An 18,837-nucleotide genomic window follows, 5' to 3' on the forward strand; every position below is an offset into this window, starting at 1 on the left:
CCTGTTTTTCATTGCGGCCGGGCGCTCACTCTCCGCGGCTCGCCTCGCTCGGCGACTCTTCCTGCGCCGGCACCCGATAGCTTTCCGTCGCCCACTCGCCCAAATCGATCAGACGGCAACGCTTGCTGCAAAACGGGCGGAACTGGCTTTGCGGCTCCCAGCGCACCGGCGCGCGACAAGTGGGACAGGCGACAACGCGAACAGAATCAGACATGGCTTCTCAAAACGGGGCAAGGTCCGGCGCTCGCGCCGGTCAGAACTTGCAATTGGTCAGGTGAAACTCGACATCCTGCTCGGTCTGCCGCGGCCGGGATTCCCCGGTCACCGCGCTGACGAAGCGGATATTGAGCGCGTATTTATTGGCGGACAGTTCGGGCAGCAGCTCCAGGCCGCCATCGTAGGCCACGCGGATCAGCTGCACCACCTTGCCGCCGGACATCTGCTGGAACACGCCGCGGCGCGCCACGTAATGATGGGTCTTGCCGCTGTCGCGCAACAGAGTCAGCAGAATGCCCGCCGCCTCGGCGGTGGGCATCAGCGGCGACGCCCAGCGCTTGATGTCCTGACGCCGCACCTCGGCCGACTTCTGCTGCCACTGGTGGTAAGACGGCAAATCAAACTGGCAGGTGCCGCCGGGAATGCCGGCGCGCTGCTTGATCGCCATCAGCCACTCGTTTTCGCGCAGATGCTGGCCGAACTTGCCGGTCAGCGCCAGCAGCCGGCTGGACGCGTGCTCGATGTCCTCCAGCACGCCCTCCAGGGTCTCTTCCGCCACTTGCGGATTCTCGCGCAGCGCTTCCAGCATCTGTTTCTGCCGTTCCAATTCCTGCAGCAGATCCGCCTTCAAGTCCGCGCGCGAGGCGGTTTCCATCAGCTCGAACAACACCAGCAGGGCCGCATGATGATCATACGGATGGTCCTTGCCGATGAAATACCCAAGACGTGCGTAGAGATGCTCCAGGCGGAGCAGGATGCGGGTTCGCTCGGTGACGGGAAACTCAAAACTGATCACGGCGCATCGGCCCTTCTGCTTGGCTCGCGAGAGCCCGGTTATGATCTATCGGCTAGGCTGGCAAGATAATAATCGTGTTTGGCGTCGACTTGAAGCCTCAACGCAGCCAAGCTGTCATTATTACAAATTATATCGTCGGCGCGTTCGCGTCGCTGCGCTCTCGAACATTGCGCCGCCATGATCGCGCGCACGGCGTTTTCGTCCATGCCGTTGCGCCGCATCACCCGCTCCAGTTGCGCCGACTCCTCGCAATCCACCAACAAGGTGCGCGCCAGCATCGGCAGATAATGCCCGGTTTCAAACAATAAGGGCACCACCAACACGCAATACGGCCCGCGCGCCTCGGCCACCCTGGCCTCGCTCTGCTGCCGGATCAGCGGATGCAGCACGCTCTCCAGCCGCTGCCGGCTGCCGGCGTCGGCGAACACGCGCTCGCGCATCCAGCCGCGATCCAAAGCGCCGTCCGCTCGCACCGCGCCCGCGCCGAAAGCCGCCGCCAAGGCCGGCATCGCCGCGCCATGCGGCCCGGTCAGCTCGTGCGCGATGGCGTCGGTGTCGACCACCGGCACGCCCAATTCGGCGAAGCGATCGGCCGCCGCGCTCTTACCGGAACCAATGCCGCCGGTCAGCCCCACCACTTTAATAGCCATGCAAATACCAGTACACGATGTCTTGCCCCCAGATCAGGGCAATCCAGCCGGCGGCCGCGAGATAAGGGCCAAACGGCAAGGGCTGGCCACGACCGTGCTTGGCCAGCAAAATCAAGACCACGCCCACCACCGCGCCCACCAGCGAGGACAGCAGGATCACCAAAGGCAGCAAGGTCCATCCCAGCCAGGCGCCCAAGGCGGCCAGCAGCTTGAAGTCTCCATAGCCCATGCCCTCCTTGCCGGTGACCAGCTTGAAACCGTGAAACAACAACCACAAGCTCAGATAGCCGGCCATCGCGCCTATCACCGCGTCGGCCAAGGGCACGGTTCCGGTCAGCAGGTTGAACAGCAAGCCGCCCCACAGCAAGGGCAAGGTCAGGTTGTCCGGCAGCAGCTGCGTGTCCGCATCGATGAAGGTCAGCGCCAAGAGCACCGCCGTCAAGGCCATATAGGCCGGCAATTGCTCCGACCACCCATAGCGCCAGGCCAGGAAAGCGAACAACACGCCGGCCGACAGCTCCACCGCCGGATAACGCCAAGGGATGTTGACTCGGCAACTCGCGCAGCGGCCGCGCAGCAACAGGAAGCTCAACAGCGGAATGTTCTGCCATGGACGCACCACGGCCCGGCATTGCGGGCAGTGCGAGGCCGGCCGCATTAAATTATAGGGCTCGACCGCCTCGCTCTCCTCCAGCTGCAGACAATCAACACAATTCCGCCGCCATTCGGCTTCCAGCATCTTGGGCAAACGATGGATGAGCACATTCAGAAAACTGCCAAGCAATAAACCCAGCACCAGCGCCGCGCCGGCGAAAGCCAGCGGGTACGAGCCGGCGATCCAGCGCCACTCCTCGATCATCCAACCACCTGCCCCATTTTGAAAATCGGCATATACATCGCAATGATCAAACCGCCGATCAAGATCCCCAGAATCACCATGATGGCCGGCTCCAGCAAGCTGGACAGCGCGGCCACCGCATTATCGACTTCTTCTTCGTAAAAATCCGCCACCTTGTCCAGCATCTGGTCCAGCGAGCCGGACTCCTCGCCGATCGAGGTCATTTGCAGCACCATATTAGGGAACAAGTCGGTACGCTGCATCGAATAATTGAGGCTGGAGCCGGTGCTGACATCGTTCTGAATCCGCTTGGTGGCGTCCGCGTACACCTGATTGCCGGAGGCCCCGCCCACCGAATCCAGCGCTTCCACCAGCGGCACCCCGGCGGCGAACAAGGTGGACAAAGTGCGCGCCCAGCGCGCGATGGTGGCCTTGCGGATGATGTCGCCGATCACCGGCATGCGCAGCAGAATGCGGTCCATCCGCTCTTGCAGCTTGGGCGTGCGCTTGAAGGCGTAGAGAAAGCCGAACAGGCTGCCGAAGATCACGCCGAAGATCAGCCACCAGTAATGGACGAAGCCATCCGACAGCCAGATCACGAACAAGGTCGGCGCCGGCAAATTGGCGCCGAAGCTGGAGAACAAATCCTTGAACGCCGGAATCACGTAAATCATGATGACGGCGGTAATGATGAAGGCGGTGCCGACGATGGCCGACGGATAGATCAGCGCCGACTTGATCTTGCCCTTGATCGCCATCACCTTTTCCTTGTAGGTGGCCAGCTTGTCCAGCAAGGAGTCCAGCACGCCGCCGGTTTCGCCCGCGGCGATGATGTTGCAGAACAGCTTGTCGAAGTACAAGGGCCGCTTGCGGAAGGCCTCCGCCAGCGACAGACCGGTTTCCACATCCGCGCGCACTTCCAGCAGCATCTTGGTCACGGCGGGGTTGCCGTGGCCCTTGGCCGCGATGTCGAAAGCCTGCAACAGCGGCACGCCGGCGCGCATCATGGTCGCCAGCTGCCGGGTGAACAAGGTGATGTCCCGCTCGGTGATGCGCTTGCCGAACCCGGCGCGCCGGCGCTTGATCTTGACGACATTGATGCCTTGACGCCGCAGCTGAGTCTTGGCCACCGCCTCGGACTCCGCTCTCAATTCCCCGCGTATCGCCTTGCCCGCCTTGTCCTTGCCTTCCCACTCCCAGACAAAGCCCGGCGTCGCTTTTTTCGCTACCGTGACTGCCATTCCATGGCCTCTTTCTTATTCCAAGCCGTTAAGTCAGCTTTCCGGCGGCTGCCGGAGGCGCGAAACCGCTTTTATTCGTTGGTCACCGCCTCGATCTCGGTCAACGAGGTCAAGCCCGCCTTGACCTTCAGCAGGCCGGCGTGGCGCAAATCCACCATGCCCTCCTTGCGCGCCAGATCGGCGATATCGATGGCGGTGCCGTTCTGCATGATCAAACGCGTCATCGCGTCGGTGATGGGCATCACTTCGTAAATGCCGGTACGGCCGCGGTAGCCGGTATTGCGGCACTCCTCACAGCCCACCGGCGCATAGGGCTTCCAGCTGCCGTCCAATTCCTCTTTCTTGAAACCCGCCCGCAACAGCGCCTCTTCGGGAATGTCCGCCGGCTTCTTGCAATGCGCGCACAAACGGCGCGCCAGACGCTGCGCCATGATCAGCAACACCGAGCTGGCGATATTGAACGGCGCCACCCCCATGTTCAGCATCCGGGTCAAAGTCGCCGGCGCGTTATTGGTATGCAGGGTGGAGAACACCATGTGACCGGTCTGCGCCGCCTTGATCGCGATGTCCGCCGTTTCGAAATCCCGGATCTCGCCCACCATGATCACATCCGGATCCTGGCGCAGAAAAGCCTTCAAGGCCGAGGCGAAGGTCAACCCGGCGCGCTCGTTGACGTTGACCTGATTGATGCCCGGCAAATTGATTTCCACCGGATCCTCGGCTGTGGCGATATTGATGTCCGGCTTGTTCAGCAAATTAAGACAGGTATACAGCGACACCGTTTTACCGCTGCCGGTGGGGCCGGTCACCAGCACCATGCCGTAGGGACGCCCGATCGCGTCCAGCAACAAACGTTTCTGCTCCGGCTCGAAGCCGAGCTGCTCGATATCCAGATTCGCGGCCGACGAGTCCAGAATACGCATCACAATCTTTTCGCCGTACAAAGTGGGTAAGGTGCTGACCCGGAAATCGATCGCCCGCGCCTTGGAAATGACCAGCTTCATCCGGCCATCCTGCGGCACCCGCTTTTCCGAAATATCCAGCTTGGAAATCACCTTGATCCGGGAGGCGATCTTTTCCTTCAACACCAAGGGCGGCTGCGAGATCTCCTTCAACACCCCATCCACCCGGTAACGGATGCGGTAGAACTTCTCATAGGGTTCGAAATGGATATCGGACGCGCCGCCATTGATCGCGTCCAGCAACACCTTGTGGATGAATTTGACCACCGGCGCGTCGTCGACGTCCGGCTGCGCGCCGGTATCCGCCGGCGCGTCCGGATCGGCGAATTCGAGATCGCCAAAATCCTCGTTTTCCAGGGCCTTGATCGCGGCGGTGGCGTCCTCGCCGTACTTGCCGAGCATCTTGCCCAGCTTGTCGTCCTCCACCACCACCACTTCCACCGTCATCCCGGTCTTGAAGGTGATGGCGTGATAGGCCGAGGTCTGAGTCGGGTCCGAGGTGCCGACATACAGCTTGTTGCCGCGCTTGAGCAGGGGCAGCAAGCGCCGGCTGGCGATCAATTCGTCATCCACCACGCCCTTGGGCAACTGATCGAGATCGATGGCCGACATGTCCAATAAGGGATAGCCAAAGGTCTTGGACGCGAACATCGCGACATCCTGCGCCGTCATCTTCTTGCTCTGAATCAGCTGCTCGACAAAGCTGATATGCGATGCCTGAGACTGACGCAGAATGGCGTCCGCATCCTGCTGCAACAGCATATTGTTTTGCACCAAGGCCCGACCCAAGCCGGAAATGCCAGCCGAAGCTTCCATACGCTTGCAACTCACCAGTAAACAGATTTGAGGACACCGCGCGACGCTCCCGTGCCAGAGCCCGCCGCCTTCAAGACAGCCGCACTACCGTTACAACATTATATGCAAAATGCGGATGCTGCTTTGACTTAAATCCCGGCGCGGCTGGATAGGTCCGGCTTAGCGCCAAAACAAAAAGGACTGCCGAAGCAGTCCTTTCAAGGTGGTACTCAAGTGCACTTAGAAGCGGTGCACCAGACCCAGGCCGAAGGAGTTTTCCTTCTCCACATTATTGCCCTTCCACTTCACGTGACCGTAGGAAGTGTAAACCTCGGTACGCTTGGACAAAGCGTAGTCCAGAGCCAATACATATTGGTCGTAACCAGAGTTGTTGACATCGCTACCACCAACGCTGATGTCGTAACCCTTGACGTAGGAGAAGTACGGGGTCAACGAACCGAAGGTATAACCCAGAGTCAGGGCCAGTTCGCGGGTTTTCACTTCTTTGCTCACATCCAGATTGCTAGAGCCAGCGGTCAAAGCGTTAAAGGCGGCTTTGTTATACAACACGCCCTTGGTATCGGCATAAACGCCGGCAGTGCCATCGATATAGCCACGAATTTGTTGATAGCCCAAGACCGCATAGATATTGTTGGCCATGTAGCCGCCTTCAAAGCGGTGCCAATCTTTATTCGAGCTACGCCCGCCAGACACAAGCGCCTTATCGGCGTCACCCCAGTTCTGGTAGTTGTACTTGCCGAAGAAACCGGAGTTTTCATAGCTCAGGCCCAGGTTCCAAGTCTGGCGATTGGTGCGGCTGCCATCAGTGCTTGCCCCGCGAGCTTCGTCGGTGCCATACAGGAACGCGAAGCTGAAGCCGGCCCAGTTCGGGCTGTCGTAGCGAATGGCGTTGTTGACGCGGTCATCAAGGCGGGTGAAGTAAGCCAGACCACCTACGCTTTGCGAACTGTAATAGCCCGGGTCCACCTGCTCCATCGAATCGTTAGCGTAGTTGGACAGACGCCCCAGACGGAACTTACCCCAGCTGTCGCCGGCCAAGCCGATGAAACTGTCGCGGGTATTAAAGCCAGAGGATTCGGAGCCGTCGATATTCACGCGATTCTCAACCTGCCAGATGGCTTTCAGGCCATTGCCCAGATCTTCGTTGCCCTTGAAGCCGATGCGCGAGGTCCAGTCGTTGATCTGGGAGTTACCCTGGGGCTTGCCGTTGGAGTCGAGGCTGGTATTCGAGCGGTAGGTCTTGTTGTACTCGTAACCACCGCGGATTTCACCGTAGATGGTGACGTCGGCCATTGCGGCGGCGGCCGGCATCAGGGCGGCGATTGCAAGAGCGATATGCGTCTTGTTCATTGCAGTTCCTTTCAAGTCAGTTGATATTGTCCTGTTGATTTCGCTAGTTCTAAGGCCAGAGAACCCGGACATTTATGTGTCGCCGATATGCTTCGGTGATCGCTAGGCTCAATATAAGACCGGCGTTGCGAAAAAACAAAAACAGCATGCACTTCCAACAAAAAAGCACTCAAAAAAACAACACATGCATCACAAACCCTTGTTTTACATGAACACCAGACTGAAGCGCCACCAGCCGTGAGATGCAATTACGCAACATAAGCAGCAACTTAGTGCAAAAAAGCAACAAACCACAAAGCATAAAATGGACCATCTACTGTCAGACAATCAAACCATGACTAGCTTACCCATGAGCAAGGTTTCACTTTACTGGCTCAGGCGCGACTTGCGCCTGGAGGACAACCACGCTTTGCAGCAAGCGCTGGCTTCGGGCCGCCCGGTGCAGTGCGTCTTTGTTTTCGACAGCAATATTCTCGACACGCTCTCCCCCGCCGACAGACGTATCGGCTTCATCTGGCAATCCTTGCAGGAAGTTCAGACGTCCCTGCGCGCAGCGGGCGGGGACCTATGGTGTGCGACAGGGCCAGCGCAAGACATCATCCCGAGGCTGGCGGCGCAGCTAGACGCCGAGGCCGTTTACGTGAACGAGGATTACGAGCCCTATGCGCGCCAGCGAGACCAGGTGGTTGCCCAGACTCTGGCAACAATGGGCAAGAGCTTGCTCTCATACAAGGACCAGGTCATTTTCGCCAGGGACGAGCTGCTCACCTCCAGCGGCAAACCCTTCACCGTGTTTACCCCCTACTGCAATGCCTGGCTTAAAAGACTGAGCCCACAGCACAGCCAATCGCTGACCATGCCTCCGCTGGCGGGCCGCTTGCGCCCGCCAGCGGGCACGCCGACCATGCCCGGCCTGGCGGAATTGGGCTTCGCCCAGGCAGAACCCTGCTTGCTGACGCCCGGGGCCTCCGGCGCCCAAGAGAGGTTCGCCGATTTCTGTCAGCAACGCATCCAACGCTACCATCAACAAAGGGACTACCCCGGCGTAAAGGGCGTGTCCTATCTGTCCACCCACTTGCGCTTCGGCACCATCTCGATTCGCCAATTGGTGCAATTCGCCAGTTTCGACGGCGGCGAGGGCGCGATGTGCTGGCTGAAGGAGTTGATCTGGCGAGAGTTTTATCAGCAGCTGCTATGGCACTTCCCCGATGTCGCCGCTCACAGCTTCAAGCCGCAATACCGAGACCTTCCCTTTCCCAACCGCCGGGACTGGCTGGAAAGCTGGCAAAAAGGACTAAGTGGTTATCCGTTGATTGATGCGGCCATGCGACAACTGAACCAAACCGGCTATATGCACAACCGGCTGCGCATGATCGCCGCCAGTTTTCTGGTCAAGGATTTGCTGATTGACTGGCGTCTGGGAGAACGCTATTTCGCGGAGAAGCTGCTGGACTTCGATCTGGCCTCGAACAACGGCGGCTGGCAATGGGCGGCCTCCACCGGCTGCGACGCGCAACCCTATTTCCGCATCTTCAACCCGGTGACGCAATCGCAGAAATTCGATCCGGACGGCCGCTTCATCCGTCGCTACGTGCCGGAGTTGGCCGCGCTCAGCGATCAGGCGATCCACGCCCCCTGGCAAGCCAAGGCGCTGCCGGAAGGCTTCGTTCTGGGCCGGGACTATCCACGCCCCATCGTCGACCACGCTGAGCAAAGGCAATTGGCGTTGGCCCTGTTCGGCAAGCAATGAAAAACGCCCGCATCCGCGGGCGTTGTTTCCTGCAAACCATTGACGGGTAAACGTTAGGGCTTTTTCTTGGCCGCCGGTTTGGAGGCTTCTTTCTTGACGCCGGCCACCGGTTTGGCCGCAGCGGCGGCGGGCTTGGCGGCGGCGGCGGGTTTGGCCGCGGCTTTCGGCGCGGCGCTGGAAGCGCCGCTGACCGCGATCTCGCTGCGCAGTTTTTCCAAGGTCTTGTCGCCAATCCCGCTGACGTTTTTCAGATCGTCAACGCTTTTGAACGGTCCGTTCTTGGCGCGGTAATCCACAATGGCCTTGGCCTTGACCGGGCCGATTCCGTTCAGCGCCTCCAGCTCCTGCTGGTTGGCGGTATTGATGTTGACGGCGGCGAAAGCGGTGCCGCAAATCAGCATCAGGGCGGCAAACAGGGCTAACAATTTTTTCATCATTGATCTCCTTGTGAGACAGGACTGGCAACCTCAACCGCGTTGCAGGATCAATTCTATGACGACCTTGCTGCCAATGTAAGCTAGCGCCAAGGACAGGAAGCCGGCCAAAGTCCAGCGAATCGCCACCCGGCCGCGCCAGCCTTGCAACTTGCGGCCGATCAACAGGCCGCCGAACAATAGCCAGGACAACACGGCGAAGATGGTCTTGTGCGTCAGCGCCGCGGCATGTCCCAACACTTCTTCGGAGAACACTACGCCGGTCAGCAAGGAAACCGTCAGCAGCAAGAAGCCGACGCCTATCACCTGGAACATCATTTTTTCCAGGGACAGCAAGGGCGGCAATTGCTTGACCAGCGGAGAGGCCCGCTTATCGTGCAGGGCTTTCTCCAAAAACAGCATCAGAATGGCGATCAGCGCGCCGATGGCGAACAGGCTGTAAGCAAACAGGGAGACCAGGATATGTAGCACAAAAGCCGGATTGCTCAGGTCTTGCACTACGTGCTGGCCGGGGAACAGCAGGGCGAAACCCAGCGCGGCCATCGCCAGCGGCATCATGAACAGCTGCAGGCCTTCCACGCGATAGAAGAAGCTGCAAGTCCAATAAATCAGCAGCATGATCCACACCATCACCGACAGCGCGCGGCCAACCCCCAGGGACAGCAAAGCGCCCTGAGTCAGCGGCAACAACACCGCAATCGCCTGCAGCAGCAGCAGCACGCCCAATAGGCTGTGTTCCAGCCGCGGCTTGCGCGGCCAGCACGCCAGGCCGCGCCAGTTGGCGAAGTAGTGCCAGCTGAAAACCCCGTAAGAGAGGATCAGCGCAATAGAAAGTACGAGCAGGAAACGGGTCATGTCGGGTGTTTTATCAAAACCGGGCGCAGCCCCGGCGGCTCGTGGTAAAATCGATAGTTTGAGAGTCTACACCAACCGGCAAGCCGTTGGCAGAAGTAAGGACGCACCATGCTAGACAACCTGACCAGCCGCCTGTCCGGCGTGATGAAAAATCTGCGCGGCAATGCGCGCTTGACCGAAGCCAATATCCAGGACGCGATGCGCGAAGTGCGCATGGCCCTGCTGGAGGCCGACGTCGCCCTGCCCGTGGTCAAAACCTTTATCGCCCAGGTCAAGGAGCGCGCGCTCGGCCAGGACGTGGCCGGCAGCCTGACGCCGGGCCAAGCCCTGGTGGGCGTGGTCAATGAGGAATTGACCAAATTGATGGGCGAGAAGAACGACGCCCTCAATCTGGCCGCCGTGCCGCCCGCCATCGTGCTGATGGCCGGCCTGCAGGGCGCCGGCAAAACCACCACGGTCGGCAAGCTCGCCAAGCTATTGAAAGAGACCCAGAAGAAAAAAGTGCTGGTCGTCTCCGCCGACGTTTACCGCCCCGCCGCCATCGAGCAGTTGAAACTGCTGGCCCAGCAGGTCGGCGTCGAATGGTTCCCGTCCTCAGGCGACCAGAATCCGGTCGATATCGCCTGCGCCGCGGTGGATCACGCCAAGCGCCACTTCTTCGATGTGCTGATGGTGGATACCGCCGGCCGTCTGGCCATCGACGAGGCGATGATGGCCGAGATCAAGGCGCTGCACGCGACGCTGAATCCGGTGGAGACCTTGTTCGTCGTCGACGCGATGCAGGGCCAGGATGCGGTCAACACCGCCCAGGCTTTCAATGAAGCGCTGCCGCTGACCGGCGTCATCCTCACCAAGATGGACGGCGACTCGCGCGGCGGCGCCGCGCTGTCGGTCCGCCACATCACCGGCAAGCCGATCAAATTCATCGGCGTCGGCGAAAAAGTGTCCGGCCTGGAGCCCTTCCACCCGGACCGGATCGCCAGCCGGATTTTGGGCATGGGCGATGTGCTGTCGCTGATCGAGGAAGTGCAAAAAGGCATCGATCAGGACGAAGCCGCCGCCATGGCCAAGAAGTTGAAGTCCGGCAAGGGCTTCGACCTCGAAGACTTCAAGGCCCAGATGCAGCAGATGAAGAAAATGGGCGGCATGAGCAATCTGCTGGAGAAAATGCCGGGGCAACTGGGCCAGATGGCCAAGGGCGTGCAGGGCGCGGAGGCGGAGAAAGCCATGCGCCGCATCGAAGGCATCATCAACTCGATGACGCCGCAAGAGCGCCATAAGCCGGAATTGCTCAAGGCCAGCCGCAAACGACGCATCGCCGCCGGCGCCGGCGTGACGGTGCAGGAGGTCAACAAGCTGCTGAACCAGTTCGAACAGACTCAGAAAATGATGAAGCAGTTCTCCTCCAAGGGAGGCATGATGAAAATGCTTCGCGGCATGAAGGGCATGATGCCCGGCATGTAAGTTGAAACGGGTGCCTGGCACCCGTTTTTCTTGATGTAAAAGGATTTCGATGTCGCTCGATGTTGCCGTTCTGACCGATTCGCGCCTGCTGCCGCCTGACGACGGCGACTGGTACCGCCGCCAGGTTCATCATGAAGACGGCCTGGTGCTGGCGGCGCTGCAGCGCCAGGGCTTGCGCGTCCGCCGCCTGGCCTGGGACGATCCGGACATGGACTGGGCCGACTCGGCTTGCGCGCTGTTCCGCACCACCTGGGATTACTTCGAGCGCCTGCCCGCGTTTTCCGACTGGCTGGCGCGCGCGGCCGCTCAAACCCGCCTCTTCAACGAGATTGAGCTGATTCGCTGGAATCTGGACAAACACTACCTGTCCGAGCTGCAACAAAACGCTGTTCATACGGTGGACACGCGCTACATTGAGAAAGGCGCGCCGCAAACGCTGCGCCAGTTGCTGGAAGAGCGGAACTGGGACGACGCCATCTTGAAACCAGCCGTCTCCGGAGCCGCCCGGCACACTTATCGCGTCGCTCCGACAAACGCGGAATCGCTGGAATGCGTATACGCCGAGCTGATCCAGCAGGAGGCCATGCTGCTGCAGCCCATGCAACACAATGTGCTGAGCCAGGGAGAATTGTCTCTGATCGTCATCGACGGCCGCTTCAGCCACGCCATCCGCAAAACGCCGAAGTCCGGCGACTTCCGCGTGCAAGACGATCACGGCGGCCAGGTCCACCCGCATCAGGCCGACGCGCAAGAGATCGCCTTCGCCGAAGCCGCCGTGCGGGCGGTCCCTTTCGACGTGCTGTACGCGCGCGTCGACATGATTCGCGACAACCATGACCGCCTGGCGGTCATGGAGCTGGAAATGATTGAACCGGAGCTGTTTTTCCGCTTCCGACCGCAAGCCGCGGAGGAGTTGGCCGCGGCGCTCGCGCGCCGTCTGCGCTGAGCAATGAGCGATTTTGTACCGCAACCCGCCAGAACACCGGCAACCCACGTTTGGAACTACCCAGCATGAACCTGACCACGCTGACCGCCCTAAGCCCCCTGGATGGCCGCTACGCCGGCCAAGTCGAGGCCTTGCGCAATCTGTTTTCCGAGTACGGCCTGATGAAGTTCCGCATCAAAGTGGAGCTGGAATGGCTGAAGATGCTGGCCGCCGAGCCGGGCATCGAGGAAGTGCCTTCCTTCTCGGAGGCCACCATCCGTGAAATCGACGACGTGATCGCCAACTTCAACGTGCAACACGGCGAAGAAGTCAAAGCCATCGAGGCGCGCACCAATCACGACGTGAAAGCCATCGAATACTGGCTGAAGGAACGCCTGTCCGGCAATCCGGAAGTGATGGCGGCCAGCGAGTTCATCCACTTCGCCTGCACCTCCGAAGACATCAACAATCTGTCGCACGCGCTGATGCTGAAAACCGCGCGCAACACCGTGGTGCTGCCCGCGATCGACGAAGTCATCCACAAGCTGCAAAAACTGGCCCACGAACTGGCCGACACCGCGATGATGTGCCGCACCCATGGCCAGCCTGCGACCCCGTCCACGATGGGCAAGGAGTTGGCCAATACGGTCTACCGCCTGAAACGTCAGCGCGAACAACTGGTTCATCAGGAAATCCTCGGCAAGATCAACGGCGCTGTGGGTAATTACAACGCCCATCTGGTCGCTTACCCCGACATCGACTGGGAAAGCTTCTGCGGCCGCTTCGTCACCGGTCTGGGCCTGACCTTCAACCCCTACACCATCCAGATCGAACCGCACGATTACATGGCCGAGCTGTATCAGGTCCTGGCGCGGGTCAACACCATCCTGATCGACCTGAACCGCGACATCTGGGGCTATATCTCGCTGGGCTATTTCAAGCAAAAGGTGAAGAAAGACGAAGTCGGCAGCTCCACCATGCCGCACAAGGTCAATCCGATCGACTTCGAAAACGCCGAAGGCAATCTGGGCATGGCCAACGCCATCCTGGGCCACTTGGCGGAAAAGCTGCCGGTATCGCGCTGGCAGCGCGACCTGACCGACTCCACCGTGCTGCGCAATATGGGCGTGGGCTTCGGCTACACCATTCTGGGCCTCAAAGCCTGCCTGAAAGGCCTGAACAAGCTGGAAATCAATCCGCAGGCAATCGCATCCGAGCTGGACAATAGCTGGGAGCTGCTGGCGGAGCCGGTGCAAACCGTAATGCGTCGCCATGGCGTGCCCAACCCCTACGAGCAACTGAAAGAGCTGACGCGCGGCAAGGGCGGCATTACCCGTGAAACCCTGCACGCTTTCATCAAGAACCTGGAATTGCCCGAAGCGGAGAAAGCCCGCCTGCTGGAATTGACCCCGGCCAGCTATATCGGCAAGGCCGCGGAACTGGCCAAGCGCATTTAATCTCGTCTGCGCGAGCAATAAAAAAACCGCCCTCACCCGGCGGTTTTTTTATTCAACGACCATTTAAAAAACGGAGCGGCGCGGAAAACGAAAAACCCAGCTTTCAAAAGAAAGCTGGGTTTTTGAATTTGGTTGCGGGGGCAGGATTTGAACCTACGACCTTCGGGTTATGAGCCCGACGAGCTACCAGACTGCTCCACCCCGCGTCAGAGAGGTTGCATATTATACAAGCCCGCTTTGACTGTCAAGATATTTCTACCTTGAGCCAGTTCAGGCGCTCCAATTCACCCAACCCAGCTGCCATGTCGCCAAGATCACCAGGCCAAAGACAATGCGGTACCAGGCGAACGCATTGAAATTATGGCTGGACACATAGCGGATCAAACCACGCACGGCGAAGAAGGCGCTGATGAAGGCCGCGACAAAACCAACACCTATCACCGGCACATCGGCGGCGGTGAATTGGTGCCAATGCTTGTACACATCGTAGAAGGTGGCCGCGAACATGGTCGGCACCGCCAGGAAAAAGGAAAACTCGGTGGCGACCTTGCGATCCAGGCCAAACAGCATGCCGCCGATAATGGTGGAGCCCGAACGCGACGTGCCGGGCACCATGGCGAACACTTGGGCACACCCCACTTTCAACGCGTCCTGCCAGCTCATTGCGTCCACGCTGCTCACCCGCGGCACGCGCTGTTTGCGCTCAACCAGCAGAATGATGACGCCGCCCACCACCAGGGCCAGCGCCACCGTCACCGGATTGAACAAATAGTGCTTGATCGCCTTGATCGCGAAAAAACCGATGACCGCCGCCGGCAGGAAAGCCACCAGCAAATTACTGATGAAGCGCAGCGACTGGGCCTCCCGCCGCAAAGCCCCCTGCGCCACGCCCAGAAAGCGCTGCCGGTACTCCCAAACCACCGCCAGGATCGCGCCCAGCTGTATCACCACCTCGAACACGTCGGCATTGTTCTGAAAGTCGATCAGATCCCCGACCACGATCAAGTGCCCGGTGCTGGAAATCGGGAAAAACTCCGTCACCCCTTCGACAATGCCCAGCAATAAAGCCTTGGCCAACAGCATCACATCCATGTCCACCCATCCCCCATCAAGGATTAATACGCACAAAAGGCAGCCCCAGGGCTGCCTTCTTCACCAAGCGTCTTGCTCGATTCTTATTTTTTCTCGGCTCGGGCTTTGGCCACCAGCTCGTTGATCACCTGCACCATGCGCTCCGGCGCCACCGGCGTCACCACGTACTTGCCGTTGACGATCACCGTCGGGGTGCCCTGGATCGCGTAATCGCGGGTCATCTTGGCCGCCTTGGCCACCTGCGCGTTCACGCCGAAGGATTTGTACGCCTGCATCACCTTGGCGGCGTCAACGCCCTTCTGCTGCTTCAGCCAGTTGGCGAACACGCCCTCGTCCGACAGGTTGACGCGCGACTTCACCACGGCCTCGAAAGCCGGGCGATGCAGTTTGTCGTAAGTGCCGGAGGTCTTGAAGGCGGAGAACATGCGCACAAAGCCTTCCATCGACTTCTGCCACACGATCTGTTCCTTGGAGAAGGCCACGTCGGCGGGCTTGCTCTTCTCCCAGGCGCTCATCGCCGGCTCAAGTTCCAGGCAGTGAATGCAATGGTAGGAGAAGAACTCGATCACCTCGACTTTTTTCGGATCCGCCACCGGCTGCGGCGTCGCCAGCATGGTGTAATCCTTGCCCAGCTCAATCGCCGCGTTTGCCAAGCCGCTGAACAGCATCAACGAAAGCAATAACCACTTTTTCATTATCGATTTCCTAAATAGAGGAAGAGTTTATTCCGCCTTGACGACCGTTGCGCCAATGCCGTCCTGCTTCAACTGAGCCTTCACCCGATCCACCTCGTCCTGGCGGTTGTACGGCCCCACCCTGACGCGATGCACCAGCCCCTTTTCCGGCACAGTCACCGACTGGATTTTGGCTTCCACGCCCAGCAAGGCCAGCTTGGCCTTGAGGTTGTCCGCCTCGTCCTGATTCTGGAAGGATCCCAGCTGCAAGTAGACCTTTTTGGCCGGCTGCTGCGCAGAAGGTTCCGTCGCTTTGCCGTTCTTGCCGGGCACCGCATCCACCTGTCCTGGCAGGATCTTATAGAAATCAAAGCGTTGCTCGTCCTTGCCGGCTTCCTTGGCCGCCGGCGCGGCCGGGGCCGGCTTGGCCGGGGTTTCCGTCGGCATCGGCGGCGGAGCGGAAGGCGGCTCCTGAGCCGGCTTGACCGCCGGCGCCGGAGCGGCGGCGGTTTCCGAGGCGGCGTCGGCAATACGGGTGCCCGGCGCCAGCAGCTCCGTCGGCGGCGCGGAAGCGCCGGCCGCCTTGCGATCCAATTTCTCCAAGTTGCTGAACGGCGTAGAGGACTTATTCAGATACATGGCGAGGCCAACCGCGACGGCAATGCCGACGATCAGACCGATGACGATGCCCGCCACCATGCCGCCGCCTCCGCTTTTGGAGCTGGATGAGCGACCGCGGGAACCACGGGAGGAATTTTTTAAATCTCGATTTGCCATGCAGCACTTACGCTTTTAACTAATCAAATAGTTCAACAAACTATCTGGATTGATCAATTCTTTATTTATTGTTAGCCATTAGGCATTGCGGCGCGTCGTAATTGAATCGCCTGCAACACATGCTCCCGCATGACCATTGCCTGACCCTGTAAATCGGCAATGGTTCTGGAAACTCGAAGTATCCGATGATAACTGCGCGCAGACAAGCCGATCTTGTCCAAAACTTGCCGCAATAATGCCAGCGCCTCGGCATGAAAATCGCCAATCGCCTCCAGTTCGGCCCCGCTTAAGCCGGCATTCGCCTTGCCCTGCCGGGCCAATTGCAGACGATACGCCGTCTCCACCCGTTCGCGCACCAAAGCGCTGGACTCGCCGGCGGCCCCGCCCACCAACTGCTCCGCCGGCAAGGACTGCACTTCAACGTGCAAATCGATACGATCCAATAAGGGACCGGAGATTTTACCTCGATAGCGCCCCACTTGCTCGGGCGTGCAGCTGCATTTTCCGCTGAAATGCCCAAGATAACCACACGGACAGGGATTCATGGCCGCAATCAGCTGGAAGCGCGCGGGAAAACTGGCTTGGCGCGCGGCGCGCGAGATGTGGATCACCCCGGCCTCCAGAGGCTCGCGCAGCACTTCCAGCACCTTGCGATCGAACTCGGGCAATTCGTCCAGAAACAAAACGCCGTGATGCGCCAGGCTGATTTCTCCCGGCCGCGGATCGCTGCCGCCGCCCACCAGCGCCACCGCGGACGCGGTATGGTGCGGTGAGCGGAACGGCCTTACGCCCCAATCGTCCAGCGCGAAGCCGTCGGTCCCCAAGGAGCGCACGGCGGCGCTTTCCAGCGCCTCTTCGTCCGGCATGCCGGGCAAGATGCCGGGCAGACGCGCGGCCAACATGGATTTGCCGGTGCCGGGCGGCCCCATCATCAAAAGACTATGCCGTCCGGCCGCGGCCACTTCCAACGCGTGGCGCGCCAGCGGCTGGCCTTTGATGTCTTGTAGATCGGGGTAGTCCGGGGCCGAACGAGGCAAACCGCCTTCTGGTCGATACGGTACCAGCTCGGAGAGGCCGTTGAGAAAGGCGCAGGCTTCCACCAGAGTGCTCACGCCGTACAAGGGCATGCCTTCCAGCACCGCGGCCTCCTTGGCGCTGGCCATCGGCAAGATGAAGGCGCGCCCCGCTTCCCGCGTCCGGCACGCCATCGCCAAGGCGCCGCGGACCGGCCGCAAGGCCCCGGTCAAAGCCAGTTCTCCCGCGATCTCATACTCCGCCAGACGGGGGCAACGCACCTGCCCGCTGGCCGCCAGAATGCCGATGGCGATGGGCAGATCGAAACGGCCGGAGTCCTTGGGCAGATCGGCCGGAGCCAGGTTGACTGTGATTCGCCGGGCCGGAAACTCAAAACCCGAGGTTAGAATCGCCGCGCGCACACGCTCCCGGCTTTCCTTCACCTCAAGGTCAGGCAGGCCGACAATGGTGAATGCGGGCAAACCGTTGGCCAGATGCACTTCCACCGCGACCTCGGGCGCTTCCAACCCTGCCAGCGCCCGGCTTGCCACCACGGCCAGCGTCATATCGCTAGGAGTGGCCGAGCTCTGATTGCGCTTCTACCGCGGCCTGCGTTTCCTCCGGGAACACCTGCGCCTCCAGGCGCGCCAGCTTCAGCTCCAGCTGCGCCAGCTTCTCCCGGGTGCGCACCAACACCTCCTGCTGCACGTCGAACTCCTCGCGCGTCACCAGATCCATCTTGCTGAAGGTGGAAGCCATCATCGCTTTGACGTTTTTCTCGATGTCCTTGGCCGGGCTGGCGGCGATGGTTTCGCTGATCTTGTTGCCGATTTCCTCAAACAGCTTTTGGCTCAACATGACGCGGCTCCTTATGAGTAAGTGATAACAGTGCAGAGTGTAGCAAAAAGCCAAGTCCGCCACCCGCCGGCGCGCACCCGGCCTAGAGCGATCCGGCCAGGCCCCTCCCCTGACGCCGCAGCGCTTGCGGCACCAAATCAGTGCGGCCCGCCACAACCCCATGCACCGGGAAAGTGCCAAAACGGCCAGTACAGGCCTTTTTTGCGTTGCAACATGATCTTAGGGTTTTCTTTTGCGCCAATCAGGCCTGGCACGATTCATGCGTATCGACGCTACAGCAGCGCTCATCTCAAGCCACCGGATCATCAGACCCTAAGGAGCAGTCATGAAACTCGTTTCCGCCATCATCAAGCCCTTCAAGCTGGATGAAGTCCGCGAAGCCTTGTCCGCCATCGGCGTGCAAGGGGTCACGGTTACCGAAGTCAAAGGCTTCGGCCGTCAAAAAGGACACACCGAACTCTATCGCGGCGCCGAATACGTGGTGGACTTCCTGCCCAAGGTCAAGCTGGAGATCGCCATAGACGACGCTTTGCTGGACCAGGTGGTGGAAGCCATCGAAAAGTCCGCCCGCACCGGCAAGATCGGCGACGGCAAGATCTTCGTCTACGACCTGGAACAAGTGGTGCGTATCCGCACCGGCGAAACCGGCGCCGACGCGGTCTGAACCG

At 60.1% G+C, this 18,837-nt stretch carries 19 protein-coding genes and 1 tRNA gene; 5 read left to right on the forward strand and 15 right to left on the reverse strand.

The annotated features are described in order from the left end of the window. Positions 1-25: 25 nt before the first annotated feature. The 7 genes from yacG to DB032_RS17450 all read right to left on the reverse strand — a co-directional run bounded on the left by yacG (position 26) and on the right by DB032_RS17450 (position 6,869). Positions 26-214, reverse strand: a complete 189-nt coding sequence (gene yacG / locus DB032_RS17420) for a DNA gyrase inhibitor YacG (protein WP_048409544.1) — start codon at positions 212-214, stop codon at positions 26-28. A 39-nt stretch (positions 215-253) separates the two neighbouring features. Next, the gene (gene zapD, locus DB032_RS17425; protein WP_019100891.1) at positions 254-1,012 is read right to left on the reverse strand and encodes a cell division protein ZapD; all 759 of its coding nucleotides are present in this window, start codon (positions 1,010-1,012) and stop codon (positions 254-256) included. Positions 1,013-1,050: 38 nt separating this feature from the next. Continuing rightward, positions 1,051-1,662 (reverse strand): dephospho-CoA kinase, encoded by a 612-nt coding sequence (coaE, locus tag DB032_RS17430; protein WP_107800580.1) that lies wholly within the window; start codon positions 1,660-1,662, stop codon positions 1,051-1,053. Next, positions 1,652-2,521, reverse strand: coding sequence for an A24 family peptidase (locus DB032_RS17435; protein WP_107800581.1), 870 nt, complete (start codon positions 2,519-2,521; stop codon positions 1,652-1,654). The genes coaE and DB032_RS17435 overlap by 11 nt, the downstream gene beginning before the upstream one ends. Further along, positions 2,518-3,741 (reverse strand): type II secretion system F family protein, encoded by a 1,224-nt coding sequence (locus DB032_RS17440; RefSeq protein ID WP_107800582.1) that lies wholly within the window; start codon positions 3,739-3,741, stop codon positions 2,518-2,520. The genes DB032_RS17435 and DB032_RS17440 overlap by 4 nt, the downstream gene beginning before the upstream one ends. Positions 3,742-3,812: 71 nt before the next feature. Then, positions 3,813-5,519: a type IV-A pilus assembly ATPase PilB gene (pilB, locus tag DB032_RS17445; RefSeq protein ID WP_107800583.1), complete on the reverse strand. Its 1,707-nt coding sequence runs from the start codon at positions 5,517-5,519 to the stop codon at positions 3,813-3,815. A 219-nt stretch (positions 5,520-5,738) separates the two neighbouring features. Continuing rightward, positions 5,739-6,869 (reverse strand): porin, encoded by a 1,131-nt coding sequence (locus DB032_RS17450; RefSeq protein ID WP_158274338.1) that lies wholly within the window; start codon positions 6,867-6,869, stop codon positions 5,739-5,741. A gap of 334 nt (positions 6,870-7,203) precedes the next feature. On the opposite strand from DB032_RS17450, the gene DB032_RS17455 reads away from it, so the two are divergent. After that, positions 7,204-8,619, forward strand: coding sequence for a deoxyribodipyrimidine photo-lyase (locus DB032_RS17455; RefSeq protein ID WP_233246729.1), 1,416 nt, complete (start codon positions 7,204-7,206; stop codon positions 8,617-8,619). Between the two features lie 53 nt (positions 8,620-8,672). On the opposite strand, the gene DB032_RS17460 is transcribed toward DB032_RS17455, so the two are convergent. Both DB032_RS17460 and DB032_RS17465 read right to left on the reverse strand, forming a co-directional pair. After that, positions 8,673-9,053, reverse strand: coding sequence for a helix-hairpin-helix domain-containing protein (locus tag DB032_RS17460; protein WP_107800586.1), 381 nt, complete (start codon positions 9,051-9,053; stop codon positions 8,673-8,675). A 33-nt stretch (positions 9,054-9,086) separates the two neighbouring features. After that, positions 9,087-9,908 carry an inner membrane protein YpjD gene (locus DB032_RS17465; protein WP_107800587.1) on the reverse strand — a complete coding sequence of 274 codons (822 nt, stop codon included), beginning with the start codon at positions 9,906-9,908 and terminating at the stop codon, positions 9,087-9,089. Positions 9,909-10,016: 108 nt separating this feature from the next. Here DB032_RS17465 and ffh point away from each other — a divergent pair, with 108 nt between their 5' ends. The 3 genes from ffh (at position 10,017) to purB (ending at position 13,754) form a co-directional block, all read left to right on the forward strand. Further along, the gene (gene ffh / locus DB032_RS17470) at positions 10,017-11,372 is read left to right on the forward strand and encodes a signal recognition particle protein (protein WP_107800588.1); all 1,356 of its coding nucleotides are present in this window, start codon (positions 10,017-10,019) and stop codon (positions 11,370-11,372) included. Positions 11,373-11,421: 49 nt separating this feature from the next. Next, positions 11,422-12,318: a RimK family alpha-L-glutamate ligase gene (locus DB032_RS17475; protein ID WP_107800589.1), complete on the forward strand. Its 897-nt coding sequence runs from the start codon at positions 11,422-11,424 to the stop codon at positions 12,316-12,318. Between the two features lie 65 nt (positions 12,319-12,383). After that, complete coding sequence (gene purB, locus DB032_RS17480) at positions 12,384-13,754, forward strand: adenylosuccinate lyase (protein ID WP_107800590.1); 1,371 nt, start codon at positions 12,384-12,386, stop codon at positions 13,752-13,754. A gap of 129 nt (positions 13,755-13,883) precedes the next feature. Here purB and DB032_RS17485 read toward each other — a convergent pair. The 6 genes from DB032_RS17485 to DB032_RS17510 form a co-directional block, all read right to left on the reverse strand. Further along, positions 13,884-13,960: transfer RNA gene (locus tag DB032_RS17485), tRNA-Met, on the reverse strand. A 64-nt stretch (positions 13,961-14,024) separates the two neighbouring features. After that, the gene (locus DB032_RS17490) at positions 14,025-14,846 is read right to left on the reverse strand and encodes an undecaprenyl-diphosphate phosphatase (RefSeq protein ID WP_107800591.1); all 822 of its coding nucleotides are present in this window, start codon (positions 14,844-14,846) and stop codon (positions 14,025-14,027) included. An 83-nt stretch (positions 14,847-14,929) separates the two neighbouring features. After that, a complete protein-coding gene (locus DB032_RS17495) occupies positions 14,930-15,541 on the reverse strand; it encodes a thiol:disulfide interchange protein DsbA/DsbL (protein ID WP_107800592.1) in 612 nt (203 codons plus the stop codon). Positions 15,542-15,568: 27 nt separating this feature from the next. After that, the gene (locus tag DB032_RS24840) at positions 15,569-16,219 is read right to left on the reverse strand and encodes an SPOR domain-containing protein (protein ID WP_227104945.1); all 651 of its coding nucleotides are present in this window, start codon (positions 16,217-16,219) and stop codon (positions 15,569-15,571) included. A gap of 149 nt (positions 16,220-16,368) precedes the next feature. Next, positions 16,369-17,877: a YifB family Mg chelatase-like AAA ATPase gene (locus tag DB032_RS17505; protein ID WP_107800594.1), complete on the reverse strand. Its 1,509-nt coding sequence runs from the start codon at positions 17,875-17,877 to the stop codon at positions 16,369-16,371. A gap of 4 nt (positions 17,878-17,881) precedes the next feature. After that, positions 17,882-18,169: an accessory factor UbiK family protein gene (locus tag DB032_RS17510; RefSeq protein WP_107800595.1), complete on the reverse strand. Its 288-nt coding sequence runs from the start codon at positions 18,167-18,169 to the stop codon at positions 17,882-17,884. Positions 18,170-18,494: 325 nt separating this feature from the next. Here DB032_RS17510 and glnK point away from each other — a divergent pair, with 325 nt between their 5' ends. Beyond that, a complete protein-coding gene (gene glnK / locus DB032_RS17515; protein WP_043591378.1) occupies positions 18,495-18,833 on the forward strand; it encodes a P-II family nitrogen regulator in 339 nt (112 codons plus the stop codon). The last annotated feature ends 4 nt before the right edge of the window (positions 18,834-18,837 follow it).

Origin of the sequence: Chromobacterium sp. Panama (genome assembly GCF_003052555.1) — a bacterium.
In the GTDB taxonomy this organism is placed as follows: domain Bacteria; phylum Pseudomonadota; class Gammaproteobacteria; order Burkholderiales; family Chromobacteriaceae; genus Chromobacterium.